Here is a 20,513-nt window from a genome sequence, read left to right as displayed (position 1 = left end):
AAGCCGAAGTTATGCACTTTGGCTATAAAATTTACTGAGAGTGTAGTGTGTCAAACATCAATCAGCCCTCTTATGAAGTGCCTGTATCTACCGTTAAAATTGCCAGTTTTAACTTATTAAATTATCTTGAGCCACCAATGGCTTATTATGATTTTCAGAATATTTACACCACTGAGCAATGGCATAAAAAGCAGGCGTGGATCACTCGTTTTGTCACTAAAAACCAACCTGATATTATTGGTTTTCAAGAAGTATTCAGTAGTGATAGCCTGCAAGCATTACTAAAAAATGCAGGTTATCCTTATTACGCAGTTGTTGATACACCAACCGTTATTGACGATTTTATCTATCGCAGTCCTGTTGTTGCAATCGCATCAAAATATCCTATCGTAGACATTGCGCCTGTAGTTGCAGATCAACAGGCAGCAGCATTACTCGGTTTAACTGACTTTAATTTTAGTCGTCAACCTTTACGTGCCACTATTGATATTCCGCATATTGGTTTAACTGATTGCTATGTTACACATTTCAAATCAAAACGTTCGTTGTTTGATGATCCACTGCCCGACACTATTGTACCAACAGATACCGCATTATCGCGCTTTGTAGGTCAACGATTAGGAAGTTGGGGATCTGCCATGCTACGTGGTACAGAAGCTAACCTATTATTATTAGCGATTTTAAAACAACGTGAAGCAAGCACGCGCCCAATGTTATTGATGGGTGATTTCAATGATGAACTCTCAAGCTCATGTTTAGAACAACTGATTGCAGGTAACGTTTTTGGCATGTCTGACAGTGAGATTGAACGTTTGATTGGTTATTACCGTCTTTATGATAGTTGGAACTTGTTTATCCATAATACTGAACAACCTGACTTACCTCGCCCACCTACTCACTATTTTGGTGCGAAAACGTCGGTACTTGATTATATTTTATTGTCTCAAGAATTTAATGCCCAATACTTAGGATCACTATTTGAAGTTAGTGACTATCACACTGAAAATAAGCATTTAATTAACAGTAGCTTTGATGAAGATGGTTACAGTACCGATCACGCCATCCCCTGTATGACGTTGTCACTGAGAAGCTAACGCCAAATTTACAATAAAAAAAACCAGCGCGATGATTATTCATCATCACACGCTGGTTATTTATCAGCTCGATTAGACTGACCTATTAAACTACAGACACAAAATTAACTTACTGTAGTCGCTGCTGGCTTGCGGTTACGTTGAGGAGCACGACGACCATCTGTCTTTGGCTTTTCATCATTGTAACGACGTGCTGGCTTGCCATCTGTTGCTTTAGGCTTAGCATCCGTAGGACGCGGCTTACGGCGTGCTGGTTTGCTCTCTGAACGTGGAGCATCATCACTACGTGGCGTTGGTTTGCGACGTGTTGTTGGCTTGCCGTTAGAGCGCGGACGTTTTTCACCATTCGCTGAAAATGATTGTGCTTTCTTTGGCTTTTTAGCGGCTAATGGACGGGTGTTCAATCTTGAAGCAGGTAAAGCGATCGATGGCTCAAAACCTTCAACGATTTCACGATCTAACACTTGCTTAGTTAAACGCTCAATGGCACTCAAGTCACCAAATTCATCAGCACAAACTAATGAAATTGCCTCACCAACACAACCAGCACGGCCAGTACGACCAATACGGTGAACATAATCTTCAGCAACATGCGGTAATTCAAAGTTAACCACTTGTGGCAATTGTTCAATATCTAAACCACGCGCTGCAATATCTGTTGCAACAAGTACGCGAACATCGCCTGATTTAAAATTAGCCAGGGCTTTAGTACGTGCGCCTTGGCTCTTATTTCCGTGAATAGCAGCAGATGAAATACCACGGCTTTCTAAATGAGTTGCTAATCGGTTTGCGCCATGCTTAGTTTTAGTAAACACTAGCACTTGTTTCCATTTGCGCTCATTCAACAGCTTAGTTAATAAGTTTGCTTTTTTCTTTTGATCAACAGGGAAAATCCACTGCTTAACCGTCGGAGCGGTTTGGTTACGTGGGTTAACATCAATCTCAACCGGATTATTTACTAATCCTTTAGCAAGCGCACGAATATCATCAGAGAATGTCGCTGAAAACAGTAAGTTTTGGCGTTTTTTAGGTAGTAACGCTAAAATTTTACGAATATCACGAATAAAGCCCATATCCAACATACGGTCAGCTTCGTCTAATACTAAAATTTCAACATCGCGAAATTTAACCGCATTCTGGCTGTGTAAATCCATTAAACGACCCGGTGTGGCCACTAAAACATCAGCACCTTGACGTAGACGATTGATTTGTTGATGAGCTTTTACACCACCAAAAACAACCGCTGAATTTATTGGTAAATTTTTGCTGTACTTTGCAACATTATCACCCACTTGAGCTGCAAGCTCACGCGTAGGAGTAAGAATAAGTGCACGAATATGATTTGAACGAGCAGATTGACCACCAGATAATTTTTCTAGTAGTGGCAATGTAAAACCTGCTGTTTTGCCTGTACCCGTTTGTGCCGCCGCCATGACATCCTTGCCTTCGAGAATCGCAGGAATTGCTTGCGCTTGAATTGGGGATGGTTTTTCGTAGCCTTGCTTAGCAACAGCTTCAAGAATTGGGGCGGATAGGCCTAAAGAGGCAAAACTCATAGCATCTCTCTTGTATAAATTAAACGCATAATTGCGTAGTAAGTTGCTTATCTAATGATAAACAAGCATCAACCCACCGCTTACGGTAGGTATAATGCGAAAAAACAGAAAAACGACCAAAATCATATTTCTGTTTAAGATATAAAATTCATTTTTTTGCTATTGATTAACTTGCTGATTCAATATCATTATCAATAGTAGTATCCGATGTTACATCTGTAGTTTCAGTAACCTGTGCAGCTTCTTCATCAAGCTTGGCACGTTCTGCTTTAGAAATATAACGAGGCTTATTGCTTTTGTTTAGCTTAGCATTTGCCTTCTTCATTCTCTTTTTTAACGTTTCGTTAATTTTTTTCTTTCTATTCATAATCGTGTCAGCTGATATTTTGAGCCATTTTTAAACAGGGGGCTGATTGTAATCATTCGCAGCTGAATAACAAGCATTATCCTCATAATGCAATTATAAAAGCTAAATTATCATCTTAAGCACAGCCAAACATGACTTATTAGACTATTACTAATTACATTATCTTTATTACAAGGTATATAAAATGGCCACACAACAAACTGTTACTATTTTGCTTTTTGAACAATTTGAGTTACTTGATGCACTCGGCCCATTGCACATGTTTGGTTTATTGCCTGAGTATTACCAATTACAAATCATCACCACCGACGGTCAAAACGTTAGTAGTGCGCAAGGTGTTAGCCTTCAACCAATGCTAAGTTTTAATGACGATATTGCTGCAGGGATTCTAATTATTCCAGGCGGCGTTGGGATGAGATTTGCTACCCATAATGAGCATATTTTAAGTTGGTTAAAAAAAGTGGCCCCCCAACAACAAATTATATGTTCGACCTCAACAGGTGCGGCATTACTTGCTAATGCAGGCCTACTTAATAATTGCACAGCGACAACAACCCAAAAACACCTCGACTGGGTATCTCAGTTTGGATGTAATATACAATGGCAAACTTCTGCTCGCTGGGTGCATAGTAATAATATCTTTACTGCATCTGGCAGCTCAGCAAGTCTCGATATGTCATTGGCAATTATCGGTCATCAATACGGTGATGCCACTGCGCGTCGTATTGCTGCCGATACTGAATATTTATGGTTAAATGATCCTGACGATGATCCATTTGCGCCATTACACTTAGTAAAATAAAACCTTAAATCTTATTCCCACATCACATAACTTTTTGCTGAAATAGCTGCTTTAAGTAATTCGATAAGAGGAACAGCACGAACAGCAAGACCAATCTGTATTTCAGTTTCGTTTTCATCCTTATTATCAATCTCTGGTACTATTTTTTCTGGCTGTTGCTGCACTATTTGTGTGAGTTTTTTTTCTAAATTTGCCAGCGCGCAAGCAACATCTTCTGCTTTAATTGCCCCTGGTACATCGGTTCCAAACCCCATCATCGTAATTAATGAATGAGCTACATCACCAAACATAATGACATTACCATGAGATTTAGTACTAAATGTTACTAACATTGTCGCCTCCAATCTTAATATTAAATGTTGCCATATTTAACCATATAACCATTATTTATTACATGGTAATTACAGTCGATCACCAATTAGACATAAAATAAAAACAAGCATTATGCACCTTGTATATGGGAATTACATAGGTATAATGCATATTATTGATAGAGTAAATCTAACCATTTAAAAATGAACATCTTTTCAAGCTTTTCTTTGATTTTTTTATGCATCATTACCGGGTGTGATGATTATAACCATATTGATTATTCATCTTTTAATATCGATCCTGAAATAATCACATCAAAAGAACAGCAAGGGTTCATTATTACTGATACATATAGCCCTTTTAAGGTCCCATCAGATTTTACGAACCTTAAAAATTCATCACAATTATTAATCAACTCAAATTGGTTATCTAACCCACATTATCTTGAAGATATTTATCATTTAATTTATCAATTTAATCAAACTCATATTGATGATTCAAATGTTTTTGTACAATCACTTTATAACAGTGCATTAATTTATAAAAGAAATATGATTGAAGTTAATATTTTAAAAAGACAACTTCAAGACGATGTTAATAATAAATTGCATTATTACCAACAAGAAATTGCATTAATCAATACACGTTTATCGATCATGGATATGAATGAAGAACAACATATTGAAAACATTGCGATGATAAAAAACACCATTAAAGAAAAACAACAATACTATGCGAAATTACGCCGAGAACTAAAAGAAGAGTTACACGCAATTAAACTAAATAATGATTTGATTTTCACTTTAATATCTGATCTTAAATTTAAATATAAAGCGCATGATACTATTAATTGTTCAACATATTTAGGTGATTATAAAAAACTAAATATCGTTTCACCTTATGCTTGTATTTATTATAATCATGATGAATTAATCACTAAAGTTCCAGTTAATCACCAAAAACAAATCAATGCTATTTTTGACCATTATGCTCCAAAACTATGGCATACAATGGTAGAACTCAATGGTCACTTTGAGCCAAATTATGATAAACAAGTTTTCGATAGTTACTTACAGAAAGATTTAGTTTTTGCTAACAATAACTTAGCTGAAAGACGTCTTATGAACATCAAACCGCACCCTTGTGATGCTATTGGTTTAGAAATAAAGCAACTTAAGAAATTAAATTTGGAAATGAATGCTGATATCAATAGAGCTTTACTTGATGATAATGATCAAATAAACATATCAACACCTAGTTTCTATTCTAAATTAGCACCATTATTTACTAATGGAAAAATAAAAGATCCTATAATTAATTTCTCATTACTCTGTGATAATAAAAATTTAATTGAAAAATTCACTCATAAATACGCAGAAAAAATACTGAATGAATATCCTAAATCACTTACGTTTCATATAGAAAATAATGGTACTTTCACTCTACCTAAAATAAGAGCAAAGCATTATAAAATCGTTCTTAATGTTAATAAAAATTACAGTGTTATTTATAATGGTCATCGAGTATTAACACCACCAACAGATTTTACTCAAACTACGCCAAATACGACTACAGTACAATATGATCTTAATCAACTTATTAGCCAGCAGTTATTTGAAAAATGGATCGATAGTTAATCAGCTTATTGATTAAATCCTAAACTTTGGGCTGTTTGCAACCATGCTTTCGCTATGATTGGATCTTTATTTATCATTGGTAATACTTCAATAATCTGTACGATAGTTGCATGATTTGTCGTACAATTAGCATCATAATCACTTACATCCGTATAAAAAAGCGGTTGCCGTATTTTCGAAATTACGCACCAATTATTAGTTAATTTCCCCCCTCTTTTTAAACAAATATCAGTAATAAAACGCTGGTAGTTGATTCTTGCCCGTTGCTGATCATTATTACACCAAATTTGTTGATACTCCATGTAACCCAATGTTGGATGATAGACAATATTCTGCTGCAACTGTCGCATCTTCGTTTGATGGTTAATATAAGCCTGCGTAACTGAAATCACTGTTGCTGTAGATGTCATATTGTTAGCATAAGAGAATTGAGCACAAATGCTAAACAAGGCCGTGAATATTAAACCAATATTTACTATACGTTTTGATATTAGATTAGGCATCATTTCTTCCTCGTCATTAAGGACAATAAAACGCTCTTAGCACTATAAGCATACACTTTATAAAGTATTAGCAACTTTAATTTAAAAAGAATAATTTCCTTAGTAAATAATAATAATGAATAGTGTCCTATTTACTGTACATATTAGATTATTTATTTGCATGCCGATGCCACATCAACTGTACACTTATATAACAAGCAATGTCTTTTCGTAGTATGACTTATTGACTACCGACTTTAGGAATCATTATGGATAAAAAAACACTTATAGCTGACACTCATGATATTTTTGATGCTTTTATCACTAACGGACTACACCATAATTACAATATATATTGTCAATTCCCTTTTAATGAGCATCTCGTTAATCAATATCACTACGGGGAACATTTTGATATTGAATTTAATGATGGCTGTAGACTCCACCAATAAAAAAGCCCCTACTTTATATAAGCAGGAGCCATCGTTTTGTTATGATGTAGTGTGTATTTTAGACCACTGACTTATTATTTTTGACGGCGAGCTCTAACATCACTAGCAAGTTGACGCAGAACTTTGTCTGTATCATCCCAACCAATACACGCATCAGTAATGCTTTGACCGTATGTTGGTGTTTTACCTTCTACGATATCTTGACGACCTTCAACTAAGTGACTTTCAATCATCACGCCAAAAATTGCACTATTACCATTCGCAATTTGCTGGCCGACATCAGCAGAGACTACCACTTGACGTTGATATTGTTTTGAACTATTGGCATGGCTAAAATCAATCATAAGCTTATTGCGCAACCCAGCATTTACAAGCTGTTGCATAATTTGATTGACATCATCAGCACCATAATTTGGTGCCTTACCGCCACGTAAAATAATGTGGCAATCTTCATTACCTGCCGTTGCTACAATCGCAGAGTGGCCATATTTAGTGACAGATAAAAAGTGATGAGGTGCGCTTGCTGAACCGATAGCATCCGTTGCTATTTTGATATTACCATCAGTACCATTTTTGAAACCTACAGGACAAGAAAGTCCTGATGCCAGTTCTCTATGCACTTGTGATTCAGTGGTACGTGCACCGATAGCTCCCCAGCTGATAAGATCCCCCATATATTGAGGTGTGATCATATCTAAGAACTCACCAGCCGTTGGTAATCCTAAATCTGTTAGATCTGCGAGTAGCTTGCGTCCAATACGTAAACCATCATTAAGCTGAAAGCTATTATCCATATACGGATCATTAATCAGCCCTTTCCAGCCAACCGTCGTACGTGGTTTTTCAAAATAGACTCGCATAACAACCTCAAGATCACCTTGAAGCTCATCTCTAAGTTGTTTTAATTTCTTACCGTACTCTAATGCAGCCACAGGATCATGAATAGAACAAGGGCCAACAATGACCAATAATCGATCATCTTCATCGTTTAAGATGTTATGAATAGCTTGGCGTGATTGGTAAACGGTTTCGGCCGCTTTATTAGATGCAGGAAACTTCTCTAACACAGCGATTGGTGGTAAAAGCTCTTTAATTTCACTGATTCGAACATCATCCGTTTTATGCATTTCCATTCTTCCTATAATTCCTTTTAATACACAGTAATTAGTCGACCAAGACAAATAACCATATAATCTTCAATTTGACACATTTGCTTAACTTATCGTTTAAAAACTTAGAGTGCAAACTGTTATTTAATCAAAAACTGAATGAACCCTGACATTTCTTTATAAGTGTTGCGTTATTCTGCACATAAATGACAATATATGAATAGAAAACATTAAAAATATAAAATAATTATTACACTGGAGAATAGAAAGCCTGTAAAATATACCAAGACCGACTTATTATTATGAAGCCTACAGTTTTAAAAAAAAATATACACATGCTCAATATATTTATAATATAAATATTTATAACAATTAATATATGATTTTAATAATTATGTGATTCTTTAATCATAAAAAAACATAACTAATGATGTATAAGTAGATATCAATTACATTTAAGGGATGCAGCATTGTCTGAAAACAATATAATCACATTTAATAATGTTGATAAATGGTACGGCCATTATCATGCATTAAAGAATATTAATCTTTCAATTAAAAAAGGTGAACGGTTAGTCATTTGTGGGCCATCAGGCTCAGGAAAATCGACCTTAATTCGCTGTATTAATGGTTTAGAGAAATATAATAATGGTGAAATAACCGTTGCTGGGCATTCATTAAACCATAAAGAGCTTCATGCAATACGAGGTCAAGTAGGTATGGTGTTTCAACACTTTAACTTATTTCCTCATATGAGCGTATTAGATAATTTAACATTAGCGCCTCGCCGTGCGTTAAAAATGTCTAAAGCTGATGCTGAAAAGCTTGCCCGTAATTTTTTGGAACGAGTGCATATTGGTCACCAAGCAGATAAGTTCCCAGGGCAACTTTCAGGTGGGCAACAGCAACGTGTTGCGATCGCTCGTTCCTTATGCATGAAACCTAATATATTGCTATTTGATGAGCCCACATCTGCACTTGATCCTGAAATGATCCGCGAAGTTCTTGATGTAATGAAAGAACTTGCCGATGATGGGATTACAATGGTATGTGTTACTCATGAAATGGGGTTTGCACGTCAAGTTGCTGATCGGGTTGTGTTTATGGATCAAGGTGAGATTGTTGAAATGGCGGCTCCAGCGCAACTTTTTGACCATCCTCAGCATAAACGTACACAACAATTTCTCGAAAATATTCTTAGTTATTAAGATCAAAATGATGACCCAAGATAGACGATCTCGAATTCCTCACCTCATCGGCATTGCATTACAGGTGATTTGCGTTGCTTCAATTATTATGTTGCTGCTTAATAGCGGCGCAAAAGCAATGCATTATCATTGGCAATGGTACCGTATTCCTGAACATCTTTGGTTTTATGAAGATGGCCAATGGTATCCAGGTGAGTTGATTGAAGGCTTAATGGTAACGCTGAAAATATCAGGCTTCAGTTTAATCTGCACTATCGTGATCGGTTTTATTACCGCATTATTACGAATGTCGGATTCGATCGTCGGTCGCAGTCTTGCTCGTGGTTATATTGAAGTTATTCGCAGTACACCTTTACTGGTACAAATTTACTTACTGTATTTTGTTTTTGGGCCAGTATTAGGTCTCGAACGCACGACTACAGCAATCTTAGCATTATCGTTATTTCAAGGTGCATACAGCGCTGAGATTTTCCGTTCTGGTTTACAAGGAATACCTAAGGGTCAACTTGAAGCCGCAGAAAGTTTAGGTCTATCACAAATAGATAGTTATCGATTTGTTGTTATTCCGCAAATGTTTAGAAAAATTATTCCACCGCTCACAAATGAAGCAGTGTCTTTAGTAAAAAATTCTTCCATTGTCAGTATCATGGCTATATTTGATTTAACAACGGAAGGACGAAATATTGTAGCTGATACTGCGATGCCATTTGAAGTCTGGTTTACTGTCGCAGCAATTTATCTTTGTATAACATTAACATTATCAGCACTAGCAACTTGGTTAGAACGTCGTTTAACTATTCCTAACCACTAATATTCTAATATTTATATGAACCATATGAACCAATGGAGAAAGCTATGAAACGCTTCATTGCGGTATTACTTACCGTTTTTACTTGCTTATTAGGGGCTACCAATGCCTTTGCGTCAGACGATACAAATGCTTTACAGCAAATAAAAGAAAGCGGCACATTACGGGTCGGTTTATCTACATTTGTCCCTTGGGCTATGCGCGATAAACAAGGTGATTTGATTGGCTTTGAAGTTGATGTTGCAAAACGTTTAGCTGCTGATGCTGGTTTGAAAATTGAATTCGTACCTACCGCTTGGGATGGTATTATTCCAGCACTATTAGCAGGTAAGTTTGATGTTATTATTGGTGGATTAACGATTACACCAGAGCGAAATATGAGTGTTCTTTTCACTCATCCATACTCATACTCAGCAGTTCAAATGGTTGCAAATAAAAAGCTTGCATCAAAAATGACAACAATTGCTGACTATAACAAACGTAGTGTAACTATTGCTGTTCGTAGTGGTGCCTACCCTGTTCAAACGGCACGTAAATTATTTCCAAAAGCAAAATTACGTCAGTTTGATGATGAAACTCAAGCTTTCCAAGAAGTATTAAATGGCAATGCTCAAGCAGCACTAGCATCAACACCAACGCCAGAGCAAATGGTGCTTAAAAATCCAAATAGTTTATTTATGCCATTTAAGAAACCATTAACACGTTACGCAACAGGTTTTGCTATTCGTCAGGGTGACTTTAACTTACTTAACTTCCTCAATAACTGGATTCAAGTGCGCACTGAAGACGGTTGGTTAAATAGTCGTTACCAGTACTGGTTTAAAACCATGAAATGGCAAGATCAGGTTAACGAGACTAAATAATAATGACTGTAACTAAAACGTCATGTAACAACGTACCACAGGCGGGTTCTCCCTCGCCTGTGGGCCGTCGTTTTAATTTTAAGCTAAATAAACTCGATGTTATTTTACTCATCATTATTAGCTGTTTTATTGGATGGTTAGCCTACCGCTCTTCGGTAGGTATCCACTATAACTGGCACTGGCATCGAGCACTTGAGCTTGTATTTACGTGTAGTCACGATGGCGGTATCCCTTACTTTATTCAAGGGATTATTAGTACAATTCGAGTAAGTATATGGGGAATGATTTTTGCGGCAACAGTGGGTTTATTGCTTGCGCTTGCACATCGTTCATCATTTAAGATCATCAACTTGATTGCAAGTAGTTACATTCAAGTTGTACGTAATATACCCCCGCTTGTTTTTGTGTTTATTTTTTACTTTTTCATTTCAAATCAACTTATTCCACTGCTAGGATTAAGTCATTTATTCCGCCACTACAGCGGTCAAGAAAATGTATTGCAAATAATATTATTTGGACACAGTAACTTATGGGAGAACTTATTTTCAGGTGTCTTATGTGTCGGGCTGATTGCTGCGGCTTATATTGCTGAAATTATTCGCTCTGGTATTGATACAATTAGCAAAGGTCAATGGGAAGCAGCTGATTCATTAGGATTATCTACGTACAGTCGATTTCGATTTGTGATATTCCCACAGGCATTTTCTGCTATCGTTCCCACGCTGGCTGGACAGTTTATTTCCATCGTCAAAGACTCATCAATTATCTCATTGATTTCTATACAGGAAATGACATTTACTGGCTCAGAAATAGCTAACTCTTCTGGGTATATTTTTGAGATATGGCTCATTGTTGGCGCTGTTTATTTTATATTATGCTTTAGCTTATCGCTATTATTTAGAAAACTAGAAAAACACAGCTCACGTCATCTACAACGTTGATAACAACTTAGGCATCCCTAAATATTAATTATTTGGGGTGTCTATTTTCTATTGACAGTATTACCATTAAATATTGTCATTTATACAGATTATATATTTTTTTCTTACTGACTAAATCAATATATTTATTCATCCACGCTAGTATAAAAAACCTCATATTATATCACCTCAATTAATACATTAATTAAATTATAGTATTATTCCTGATGTTTGAGATAAAGTTCCCACAGCCCTGATCGCAACCCCACATTATTTGTAAGTAAATTCAAATTATATGATTCTAAAAATATGCTCAATTAGATACACATAGCTTTATTTCAAAAAAAATCTTAAGCATTTTTTTCTCACCCCAAGAAAAAACACAACCACTTCAATTAAAACTAAGACTAAAAACAGAGTAATCTAATACTGTAAATTATTAAGAGATCTAGGGGTTAATACCAATCCCTGATAAACTCATAAAAAAAATAATCTGTGAGCAAGAGCATGCAAGGTACACTTAGCAAAATGAAATCATCGCTTGGAGAGGTTGTCGATTACTACCTTCCTATTGGCGATCAACAACTTCACCTAAACCCTTTTATTGGTAAGCAATTAACCCTTACTCATACAGGTAATATATTCTGCTGTTCATGCGGTAAGAAAACCAAGAAGAGTTATTCACAAGGACATTGCTTTCCTTGTATGAAAAAACTGGCAAGTTGTGATATGTGTATAATGAAGCCAGAAACTTGCCATTACGCAAAAGGAACCTGCCGCGAACCACAGTGGGGAGAAGATAACTGCATGGTGCCTCACTATGTGTATCTTTCTAATACCTCTGCACTAAAAGTCGGTATTACTCGTCATACTCAACTTCCTACTCGTTGGATAGATCAAGGGGCTACACAAGCACTGGCAGTTTTAAAAGTAAAAACACGCCAAATCTCAGGTTTAGTGGAAGTTGCTATTGCTGAAATGGTGGCTGACAAAACCAATTGGCGCACCATGCTAAAAGGCAACAATACAGATATCGATTTACATCAACAAGCACAATTACTACTGCCAGAAGTAAAACAAAAACTGGCGGAGATCACTGCAGAGTTTGGTGAAGATGCAATTGAATATTTAACTAATGATATTGTTGATATTCATTATCCTGTTGATCATTTTCCAACCAAAATAGCATCTCACAATTTTGATAAGGAACCGGTTGTTAGCGGTATTCTTGAGGGTATTAAAGGCCAGTATTTATTATTTGATACTGGTGTGATTAATATCCGTAAATTTAGCAGTTACGAAGTTATTGTTGCGGAATAATCATAAGCTGCTGACAACTAAAAACGGCATTGATCTTGAGTAAGAGCAATGCCGCTTTTTATGTATTATTTTGAGGCAAATAAAGCTTATTTTGCTTTTGGCTGTACATATTTACGTTGACTATTTTGAATAGCAATATCACGCATAAAGTTTTTGCCTAACACTACCCCATTGCCGCCATCTATCAATTGGTATTCAACTTCATCGTTGCGCTCACCCAGCTTTGTGCGTAATAAAACGATAGGTAAACGGGTGTTATTATCAGTTTTTGACCAAGCATCGACAGGATATTTATATTCTTTACCTTGAAATATAAATTTAACCCAATTATCGCCGTTACGCTCAAACTCAACCAGATTTTTAACACCGACTCGAGATGTAGAAGATTTAGGATCAACATAAGCCGAAATATGTTTAGCGCCTGACAAAATCAATACCCACTCATGATGACCTAACACTAACATACCATCTTTAGTTTTAGAGCTTGCTTCATGGTTTACTTTGGTTAACTTCTTTGATGCCGTTGAAGCAGTTATTTTATCGGTTGTTACTTCAGTTGCAGCTAAGGCCTGTTTCTTAGCTCTATGAGCTTTTTTTTCAGCCGCAATAGTTTGAGCTTTGGAGGCTGCTTGCATTTCAGCAGCGGTCACCATCGAAGCAAACACCAACGGTTTTACTGTTGGTGTTGTTGAAACTGTTGGTTGTGATTGGTCTTTTAGTGATGGCTGTTGAGCACAACCAAAAAGCGACAAGGCCAATAAACCTACTGCAGTTTTCTTCATACATTCTCTCTTCTATTACATTTATACAGGCCGTAATTAACCATAATACGTGGTTTAACGTTATGCCAAATAAATCATCTGCCATCAGTAGCCTTTCTAATGTGCTGCCGCTTCATATAATGAAAACTTATTGGTTAACCATTGTTCATTATACCAGCCCATATTGCGACTATGTTTCGCATCATCCCATAGACTGAAAAAATGGCGACGTTCTTCAAAGCCATCATCTAAGTGACTTTTTTCAAGATAACGCTCTGCAATATGTAAGTCACTACGGACATCAAATAGATGAATTACATCCAGTTCTCGATGTTTAAAACCACTATCGCAAGGATCTAACAAACCAGCGACTTTAAAAGTAGTAGGATCAAACAACACATTAGCAATATGACAATCATCATGAACAAATGATGATGATTCATGGGCAATCGGAGCTAATACTTTGCTCCTATCTTCCCAAAGAGCGGTAAATTTATCTTTTAGAGCAGCACTGAAAGGAGAACCTATGCTCATCAAGTAGTGATATACGCTTCCCATCCAATCATCAAATGCTGACCCCAAGTTTTGACTAAACTCGCCATTTGAAAGCTCAAAACCTTGTGGATGCTGATGATCATGAAGTGCTAATAGAATATCAGTATAATCTTCTCTAAATGTCATCACCGCTTTAGAATCTTCAGGTAATTGGTGCGCAGAGATCCCTTCGAGCCAATCTAAAACGATATAATCATACCCACCTTCTCGACCAAACAAATAAATCTCAGGCACTGGGCATGACACAATTTTACGTAACTGCTCTAAACTCGCGACTTCTTTTCCTATACGACCGACTTCACGTGAAAATTTAACCACAATTTTCGACTTCCCTGAGGCCAGAAAAACGACCCAACCATAAAAGGTTTCCTGAATATCACACACGTCAGCTTTGCGACGAAACATTGCCATAAACGCATTTTCAGCAATGGTTTTTAGCTGGGGTTTATTCATCTTTAGTACCTTGATCATCATGGTCACACAATACAGATGATTTATACCTTTATGGAATAAATCATTGGTTTTATGTGACTTTTCGTTGTTTTATGTTTTAAGAATGCATCATAACAGCAAAGATAACCAGTATTGAGGAATAGAAAAGACGAAAATAGTTTACCTTTAGTTACAATTTCATTTTTAGTGATAATAATCACTTTTTTTTACTGATAATTTAGAGTTCTAAACTACGTAATTTTATTCTATAAAAATAACTAATTTATAACATGCAAAATCAAGCAAAAAAACATATAGATATGAGGTATATTTATGCTAAATGGGTATTCCGCTAATATGTATTATCTTCGCGAATTAATGCATCATAAAAAATACTTCGTTTTGTAATGATATAATCGAATTGTATTTTTTTGTTCGATATAAAATGACTTTACATTCTCATCATTATAGTCGTTGAAATACGCCTACTTTTTAGCTGTTTTTTGTGAGCTAGCTAAAGTTTTCATGCCAAAAGCCAGTGTTTAGTGTAATATCCAGCGACCAGAGCCGACCTCATTATGCGCTCTGCATTCAATAACGAACGATATCGGGGCGATATGCAATTACTCGAAGCCAAACTCCATAAAATTGACCGTCATAACTACCGCAGCTATTCAAGTATGCGCGGTGAATATCACTTTGTTGATTTCGACTTTTTTATCGATACCGTTCAGTCGGATCCCTTTGCGCCAGCTTCTCGCGTTCGTGCTCGTCGCGCATGGTCACTCACTGACCTTGAATGGCTACGTGGAAAATCGACTGATTATCAGCGTGCAGCTCGTGATTTTATTGCACGCTTCTTTGCTGATTTATCCCAGCAAGACAACGCTGTCTTAATTGACATGCCAGGACAAACAATTCTAGATCGTACCTCTGTCGTATTTGATGATGAAGGTATTGAATTACGTTTCCGCATTAATCTGCCATCTGATGGTCGTACTATTATTGCGAAAAAAACCCTTAATCTACTGACTTTCTATTTACCAAAAATGATTCGACGTGCCACTATCGCACGTGAATTACCAATGGATGAGTTACAACGTCACTGTGAGGCAGTAGAAGATCAAGTTGCGCTACGTAGCCAACTAAAACAACATAAATTATTAGCCTTTGTTGCTGATGGCAGCTTATTACCTCGTATTGCAGGTAACAGTGATTTGCCACTACCTGATGCTATTCCATTCCTAAGCCCTGATAACCTAGCGGTGGAGTTAGAAGCACCGCATAAAGGTAAGATTCGCGGTATGGGTATTCCTGAAGGTATTACGCTTATCGTTGGTGGTGGTTTCCACGGTAAGTCAACACTGCTAAGTGCTATTGAACGCTCGATCTATGATCATGTTCCTGGCGACGGCCGTGAATATGTTGTAACCAATGATGCTGCAGCTAAAATTCGTGCTGAAGATGGCCGTTGTGTTCACAATGTTGATCTATCGCCTTACATCAGCAATTTACCTATGGGTAAAGATACTACTGCGTTTAGTAGTCAAAATGCGTCAGGTTCAACCTCACAAGCATCATGGCTGCAAGAGTCCATTGAAGCTGGTGCTGAAGCTTTATTAATTGATGAAGATACCTCTGCGTCTAACTTCATGATCCGTGATGAGCGTATGCAAGCATTGATCTGTAAAGAAGATGAGCCAATTACACCATTAGTTGACCGTATCGCACTACTGCGCGATCAGCACAACATTTCAGTAATGCTAGTAATGGGTGGCTCTGGTGACTATCTTGATGTCGCAGATACTGTTATTCAAATGCACAATTATGATGCTATTGATGTAACCGAAAAAGCACGTGCGGTTGTTGCTTCTCACCCAACGCGTCGTAAACAAGAAGGAACAGAGGTTATTGTTCACCCTCGCACACGACAAATAAACCGTAGTGCCTTGCAATCAATGCTAGAAGAAGGCAAGTTCCGTATTCAGGTAAAAGACAAAACATCACTACGTTTTGGTCGTGAATACATTGACCTACAAGCACTAGAGCAAATTGCGCACTCAAGCCAACTGTTGGCTATTGGTTACTTGTGGTTCCAACTTGCACAAACTAAAGGTTGGGAAAAAAATCCTAGCCATGCATTTGCCAAGATGTTGCACGACAATTGGGCTGATATGATGCCTAAATACGGTGAAATGGCTAAGCCTCGTGTTATCGAGGTAATGGCGGTTTTAAACCGAATGCGTAAAGCTGAATTTAAGTAAGCCTTAGGCCAAACTCGGTTATTCTCTAAACCCCGCTCAATGCGGGGTTTATGTTAACTCAGGATACAGTAGCGAAATAAGCTACAATCAACTATAATATGCGGTCATTTTATTCGCAGATTACATTCATAAGCTGAAAATAATCATTAGTTTATGAATGTAATCGGCATAGGCCGACAGTTTAGGAACACAGCATGTCATTTTTATCTCAAGGTTTTTCTCAAGATCTCGTTAAAGCATTAACTGAGATGGGTTATGAGAAATTAACCCCAATTCAACAAAAAGCTATTCCTCAAGCACGACGTGGTGCTGATATTTTAGCTTTAGCACAAACAGGTACAGGCAAAACAGCAGCCTTCGCACTACCTATTATTCAAAAGTTGTTGGATAAACCAGCAACCAAAACTCGTTTTAACGTTCGCGCATTAATTCTGGCACCAACGCGTGAATTGGCTGAACAAATCTCAGTAAATATTAACGATTACGCAAAATATACTAACATTAATTGTGCCGCTATCTTTGGTGGTAAGAAAATGTCATCACAAGAAAAACGCCTAGAACAAGGTGTTGATATTCTTGTAGCAACACCGGGGCGTTTAATTGAGCACATGGAACAAAATAACGTTTCATTAGCTAACTTAGAATTTTTAGTGTTTGACGAAGCTGACCGTATGCTTGATATGGGCTTTATCGGTGCTATTCGCGTTATTTTAGAAGATATTCGCACTAAGCCACAAACAATGCTGTTCTCTGCAACCTCTTCTGCACAAATGAACGCATTAGCGGCAGATATTCTACGTAAGCCACAACGTATTACTGTAACACCAGAAAACAGTACAGCGTCAACGGTTGCACACGTAGTCTACCCTGTTGATGAAGATCGCAAACGTGAAATGCTATCTGAATTGATTGGTAAGAAAAACTGGCCACAAGTGTTAGTTTTTGTAAACTACAAAGAAACTGCAAACCAACTAGTTAAAGAACTAAAGCTTGATGGTATTAAAGCGGTACTTTGCCATGGTGATAAAGCACAAAGTGCTCGTCGTCGTGCATTAGAAGAGTTTAAAGAAGGTAAAGCACGCGTTATGGTTGCAACAGAAGTTGCTGCTCGCGGTCTAGATATTCAAAACTTACCGTATGTTGTAAACTACGACATGCCTTTCCTTGCTGAAGACTATGTACACCGTATTGGCCGTACTGGTCGTGCAGGACAAAAAGGTAATGCAATCTCATTTGTTAGCCGTGAAGAAGAACTTACTTTAGTTCAAATCGAGCGTTTGATTAATCAACGCATTCACCGCGTACAATTAGAAGGTTACGAGCCAAAGAGCCGTGAAGCATTAGTTGAGCGCATGAACACCAAAGCTGCTTATCGTGATCGTGCGGGTCGTCAAAATAATCCGACTCAAGATCAATCAGCTGCTGAACGTCGTGCTCGTTTACGTAAAGCAATTAGCAGTAAAGCAACTAAGATCACTCGTTTGAAGAAGTAATTTTCAAATGTGAATCAATCACAAAGCTTCGATGGTTAATCACTATCGAAGCTTTGTGATAAAACTCCAGAATTAATCGTGATTAAATGTAACACCCTAGAATTTATTATTATCCGTCATCATATTGTTAAACGTCACTTTTATCTGTTTTACCACCAACCCAACAAACATTATTATCTATAAAATATGATCTGTTTCGTAAAACAAATACACGATGATGATCAAATAACACCATTTTTTTACTTCCTCTATTTATCCCACGACCAATAATGAATTTATCTTATTGATATATAATAAAATACACATTCTAATGACCTCACAAAATTATGTTATTGATTGATATTATTTAACTTTATTTGAGGTATATATGCGACTGTCGTTGATCTTTATTGCCCTGCTATCCAGTATGTCTACCGCTGCTTTAGCGACTGAACAAGCTGATGAAAAATCATACTTAACCATTATTCCCAATCACAACCCGCAGTTAATTCGAAATTTTAACCCATTTATTAATTCTCGCTTGCACACTGCTCGTGATTTTATTTATGAACCTTTGGTTATATTCAATGAACTTAAAGGCAATATTCCGGTATTTCGTCTCGCCAAGAATTATACCGTTAGTGATGATTTGTTATCGTTAACATTTGATCTTCGTGATGACGTTAAATGGTCAGATGGCGAACAGTTTACCGCTGATGACATTCTTTATACCTTTGATATGATAAAGGCAAACAGTGCCTTAGATGATAGAGGGATCGCTAAGCGTATTAACAAAATAGAAAAAGATAATGATTACGCTATTACGTTTATCTTTAACGAAGTCAATACCAGCCTAGTTAATGATGTGGTCAGTATTCCTATCGTGCCACAACATATCTGGAGCAAAATAGATAAACCAGAAACCTTTACCAATGAACATCCTGTCGGTACAGGGCCATTTACAGAAATTGAACGCTTTACTCCTAGTCTCTTTACTCAATGCCGTAATCCTCATTATTGGGATAATGACAAGTTAAAAGTTGATTGCTTACGTATTCCACAAAAGAATCATAATGATCAAGTATTGGCTGATTTAATCAACTCTGAAATTGACTGGGCCGGCTCATTCGTCCCTGATATTGATCGTGTATTTGTTAATGCCTCTAAAAATCATGGCTATTGGTATCCACCAGCTGGTACGCAATCTTTCGTATTAAACTTTAACTCTACTGATCCAGCTAAGAAAGAAGCTCTTGAAAATATTGACTTTAGACGTGCTTTTTCAATGAGTTTAAATCGTCAAGAAATCATTGATATAGCTATTTATGGTAACGGTAAGGTGAATGATTTTGCTTCAGGGCTTGGCTATGGCTTTGAATCATGGTCGAATAAAAAAACCCATGAGAAATATAAACCTTATATGACTCATAACGTTAAAGAAGCTAAAGCCTTACTGAAAAAAGCTGGCTTTATTGATAAAGATGGCGATGGATTTGTAGAAACACCAACCGGTAAGAAGCTGACCTTAGAGATACAATCACCCAATGGCTGGACTGATTTTAATAATATTGTGTTACTTGCATCCGAGCAGATAAATGCAATAGGTATTAAAACTCAGGCTCGCACTCCTGATTTTTCTGTCTATAACCAAGCAATGATCACCGCCGATTATGACATTGCTTATACCAATTATTTCCATGGTGCTAGCCCGCATAAATACTGGGAATCCGCCTATCATTCTCGTTATCAAAAGAAAGACGGTATGCCACGTTTTGCTATGCACTTCTGGAAAAATGCAGAGCTAGATGGCTTACTTGATAGTTTTTACCAAACCAATAAACACGATCAGCAAATGACTATCGCACATAAAATTCAAGCATTATTAGCTGAGAATATGGTGACGATACCTGTATTATCTGGCCCTAACTTCTATCAATACAACACCAAACGCTTTACTGGATGGTGGAATGAAGCCAATCCGAAAGGACGCCCTATGATATGGGAAGGAACACCAGAGCGTGTATTACATGTTCTTGATCTTAAACCAATAGCACCAAAAAAATCGTAATATTTAACTAACAAAAAGCCGAGTTAAGATT

Annotated in this window: 18 protein-coding genes; 11 read left to right on the top strand and 7 right to left on the bottom strand. The window is 37.0% G+C overall.

Going from position 1 to position 20,513, the window contains the following annotated elements; genetic code table 11:
• Nucleotides 1-47: 47 nt before the first annotated feature.
• Complete coding sequence (locus tag PAND9192_RS06560) at nucleotides 48-1,094, top strand: endonuclease/exonuclease/phosphatase family protein (RefSeq protein WP_234998996.1); 1,047 nt, start codon at nucleotides 48-50, stop codon at nucleotides 1,092-1,094.
• A 104-nt stretch (nucleotides 1,095-1,198) separates the two neighbouring features.
• Here PAND9192_RS06560 and PAND9192_RS06555 read toward each other — a convergent pair whose 3' ends face one another.
• Together PAND9192_RS06555 and PAND9192_RS06550 are read right to left on the bottom strand one after the other, a co-directional pair.
• Nucleotides 1,199-2,650 (bottom strand): DEAD/DEAH box helicase, encoded by a 1,452-nt coding sequence (locus tag PAND9192_RS06555; RefSeq protein WP_087853084.1) that lies wholly within the window; start codon nucleotides 2,648-2,650, stop codon nucleotides 1,199-1,201.
• 166 nt (nucleotides 2,651-2,816) lie between these two features.
• Complete coding sequence (locus tag PAND9192_RS06550; RefSeq protein WP_087853083.1) at nucleotides 2,817-3,017, bottom strand: DUF2986 domain-containing protein; 201 nt, start codon at nucleotides 3,015-3,017, stop codon at nucleotides 2,817-2,819.
• 184 nt (nucleotides 3,018-3,201) lie between these two features.
• On the opposite strand from PAND9192_RS06550, the gene PAND9192_RS06545 reads away from it, so the two are divergent.
• A complete protein-coding gene (locus tag PAND9192_RS06545; RefSeq protein WP_087853082.1) occupies nucleotides 3,202-3,819 on the top strand; it encodes a DJ-1/PfpI family protein in 618 nt (205 codons plus the stop codon).
• A gap of 11 nt (nucleotides 3,820-3,830) precedes the next feature.
• Here PAND9192_RS06545 and PAND9192_RS06540 read toward each other — a convergent pair whose 3' ends face one another.
• On the bottom strand, nucleotides 3,831-4,151 hold the full coding sequence (locus tag PAND9192_RS06540) for a DUF1840 domain-containing protein (RefSeq protein WP_087853081.1): 321 nt from the start codon (nucleotides 4,149-4,151) through the stop codon (nucleotides 3,831-3,833).
• Nucleotides 4,152-4,334: 183 nt separating this feature from the next.
• On the opposite strand from PAND9192_RS06540, the gene PAND9192_RS06535 reads away from it, so the two are divergent.
• Nucleotides 4,335-5,768 (top strand): hypothetical protein, encoded by a 1,434-nt coding sequence (locus tag PAND9192_RS06535; protein ID WP_087853080.1) that lies wholly within the window; start codon nucleotides 4,335-4,337, stop codon nucleotides 5,766-5,768.
• Nucleotides 5,769-5,773: 5 nt separating this feature from the next.
• Here the strand turns inward: PAND9192_RS06535 and PAND9192_RS06530 are convergent, their stop codons facing one another.
• Both PAND9192_RS06530 and aroG read right to left on the bottom strand, forming a co-directional pair.
• A complete protein-coding gene (locus tag PAND9192_RS06530; protein WP_144018083.1) occupies nucleotides 5,774-6,274 on the bottom strand; it encodes a hypothetical protein in 501 nt (166 codons plus the stop codon).
• A 502-nt stretch (nucleotides 6,275-6,776) separates the two neighbouring features.
• Nucleotides 6,777-7,829, bottom strand: coding sequence for a 3-deoxy-7-phosphoheptulonate synthase AroG (gene aroG / locus PAND9192_RS06520; protein ID WP_200817802.1), 1,053 nt, complete (start codon nucleotides 7,827-7,829; stop codon nucleotides 6,777-6,779).
• 452 nt (nucleotides 7,830-8,281) lie between these two features.
• Here aroG and PAND9192_RS06515 point away from each other — a divergent pair, with 452 nt between their 5' ends.
• The 5 genes from PAND9192_RS06515 (at nucleotide 8,282) to PAND9192_RS06495 (ending at nucleotide 12,930) form a co-directional block, all read left to right on the top strand.
• Complete coding sequence (locus PAND9192_RS06515; RefSeq protein ID WP_060997970.1) at nucleotides 8,282-9,019, top strand: amino acid ABC transporter ATP-binding protein; 738 nt, start codon at nucleotides 8,282-8,284, stop codon at nucleotides 9,017-9,019.
• A 7-nt stretch (nucleotides 9,020-9,026) separates the two neighbouring features.
• Nucleotides 9,027-9,830 carry an amino acid ABC transporter permease gene (locus tag PAND9192_RS06510; protein WP_087853076.1) on the top strand — a complete coding sequence of 268 codons (804 nt, stop codon included), beginning with the start codon at nucleotides 9,027-9,029 and terminating at the stop codon, nucleotides 9,828-9,830.
• Between the two features lie 44 nt (nucleotides 9,831-9,874).
• Nucleotides 9,875-10,690 (top strand): transporter substrate-binding domain-containing protein, encoded by an 816-nt coding sequence (locus tag PAND9192_RS06505; protein WP_060997971.1) that lies wholly within the window; start codon nucleotides 9,875-9,877, stop codon nucleotides 10,688-10,690.
• Between the two features lie 2 nt (nucleotides 10,691-10,692).
• The gene (locus tag PAND9192_RS06500) at nucleotides 10,693-11,631 is read left to right on the top strand and encodes an amino acid ABC transporter permease (RefSeq protein ID WP_087853075.1); all 939 of its coding nucleotides are present in this window, start codon (nucleotides 10,693-10,695) and stop codon (nucleotides 11,629-11,631) included.
• Nucleotides 11,632-12,117: 486 nt separating this feature from the next.
• The gene (locus tag PAND9192_RS06495; RefSeq protein WP_087853074.1) at nucleotides 12,118-12,930 is read left to right on the top strand and encodes a DUF2797 domain-containing protein; all 813 of its coding nucleotides are present in this window, start codon (nucleotides 12,118-12,120) and stop codon (nucleotides 12,928-12,930) included.
• An 86-nt stretch (nucleotides 12,931-13,016) separates the two neighbouring features.
• On the opposite strand, the gene PAND9192_RS06490 is transcribed toward PAND9192_RS06495, so the two are convergent.
• Nucleotides 13,017-13,712: a RimK/LysX family protein gene (locus tag PAND9192_RS06490; protein ID WP_087853073.1), complete on the bottom strand. Its 696-nt coding sequence runs from the start codon at nucleotides 13,710-13,712 to the stop codon at nucleotides 13,017-13,019.
• Nucleotides 13,713-13,808: 96 nt separating this feature from the next.
• Nucleotides 13,809-14,699, bottom strand: coding sequence for a phosphotransferase (locus PAND9192_RS06485; protein ID WP_087853072.1), 891 nt, complete (start codon nucleotides 14,697-14,699; stop codon nucleotides 13,809-13,811).
• Between the two features lie 596 nt (nucleotides 14,700-15,295).
• Here PAND9192_RS06485 and PAND9192_RS06480 point away from each other — a divergent pair.
• The 3 genes from PAND9192_RS06480 to PAND9192_RS06470 all read left to right on the top strand — a co-directional run bounded on the left by PAND9192_RS06480 (nucleotide 15,296) and on the right by PAND9192_RS06470 (nucleotide 20,482).
• Nucleotides 15,296-16,942 (top strand): ABC-ATPase domain-containing protein, encoded by a 1,647-nt coding sequence (locus PAND9192_RS06480; protein WP_087853526.1) that lies wholly within the window; start codon nucleotides 15,296-15,298, stop codon nucleotides 16,940-16,942.
• A gap of 194 nt (nucleotides 16,943-17,136) precedes the next feature.
• Nucleotides 17,137-18,435, top strand: a complete 1,299-nt coding sequence (locus PAND9192_RS06475) for a DEAD/DEAH box helicase (protein WP_087853071.1) — start codon at nucleotides 17,137-17,139, stop codon at nucleotides 18,433-18,435.
• 367 nt (nucleotides 18,436-18,802) lie between these two features.
• Nucleotides 18,803-20,482 (top strand): ABC transporter substrate-binding protein, encoded by a 1,680-nt coding sequence (locus tag PAND9192_RS06470; RefSeq protein ID WP_087853070.1) that lies wholly within the window; start codon nucleotides 18,803-18,805, stop codon nucleotides 20,480-20,482.
• Nucleotides 20,483-20,513: the final 31 nt, after the last annotated feature.

Origin of the sequence: Photobacterium andalusiense (assembly GCF_900185625.1) — a bacterium.
Lineage (GTDB): Bacteria > Pseudomonadota > Gammaproteobacteria > Enterobacterales > Vibrionaceae > Photobacterium > Photobacterium aquimaris.
The sequence above is the reverse complement of the archived record's forward strand: the minus strand, read 5'-3'. Positions and strand labels throughout refer to the sequence as shown.

Coding starts and splice junctions, on each gene's coding strand:
- PAND9192_RS06555 (WP_087853084.1), bottom strand. CDS start 2,650: ATGAGTTTTGCCTCTTTAGGCCTATCCGCCCCAATTCTTGAAGCTGTT.
- PAND9192_RS06550 (WP_087853083.1), bottom strand. CDS start 3,017: ATGAATAGAAAGAAAAAAATTAACGAAACGTTAAAAAAGAGAATGAAG.
- PAND9192_RS06545 (WP_087853082.1), top strand. CDS start 3,202: ATGGCCACACAACAAACTGTTACTATTTTGCTTTTTGAACAATTTGAG.
- PAND9192_RS06540 (WP_087853081.1), bottom strand. CDS start 4,151: ATGTTAGTAACATTTAGTACTAAATCTCATGGTAATGTCATTATGTTT.
- PAND9192_RS06535 (WP_087853080.1), top strand. CDS start 4,335: ATGAACATCTTTTCAAGCTTTTCTTTGATTTTTTTATGCATCATTACC.
- PAND9192_RS06530 (WP_144018083.1), bottom strand. CDS start 6,274: ATGATGCCTAATCTAATATCAAAACGTATAGTAAATATTGGTTTAATA.
- aroG (WP_200817802.1), bottom strand. CDS start 7,829: ATGCATAAAACGGATGATGTTCGAATCAGTGAAATTAAAGAGCTTTTA.
- PAND9192_RS06510 (WP_087853076.1), top strand. CDS start 9,027: ATGATGACCCAAGATAGACGATCTCGAATTCCTCACCTCATCGGCATT.
- PAND9192_RS06505 (WP_060997971.1), top strand. CDS start 9,875: ATGAAACGCTTCATTGCGGTATTACTTACCGTTTTTACTTGCTTATTA.
- PAND9192_RS06500 (WP_087853075.1), top strand. CDS start 10,693: ATGACTGTAACTAAAACGTCATGTAACAACGTACCACAGGCGGGTTCT.
- PAND9192_RS06495 (WP_087853074.1), top strand. CDS start 12,118: ATGCAAGGTACACTTAGCAAAATGAAATCATCGCTTGGAGAGGTTGTC.
- PAND9192_RS06490 (WP_087853073.1), bottom strand. CDS start 13,712: ATGAAGAAAACTGCAGTAGGTTTATTGGCCTTGTCGCTTTTTGGTTGT.
- PAND9192_RS06485 (WP_087853072.1), bottom strand. CDS start 14,699: ATGAATAAACCCCAGCTAAAAACCATTGCTGAAAATGCGTTTATGGCA.
- PAND9192_RS06480 (WP_087853526.1), top strand. CDS start 15,296: ATGCAATTACTCGAAGCCAAACTCCATAAAATTGACCGTCATAACTAC.
- PAND9192_RS06475 (WP_087853071.1), top strand. CDS start 17,137: ATGTCATTTTTATCTCAAGGTTTTTCTCAAGATCTCGTTAAAGCATTA.
- PAND9192_RS06470 (WP_087853070.1), top strand. CDS start 18,803: ATGCGACTGTCGTTGATCTTTATTGCCCTGCTATCCAGTATGTCTACC.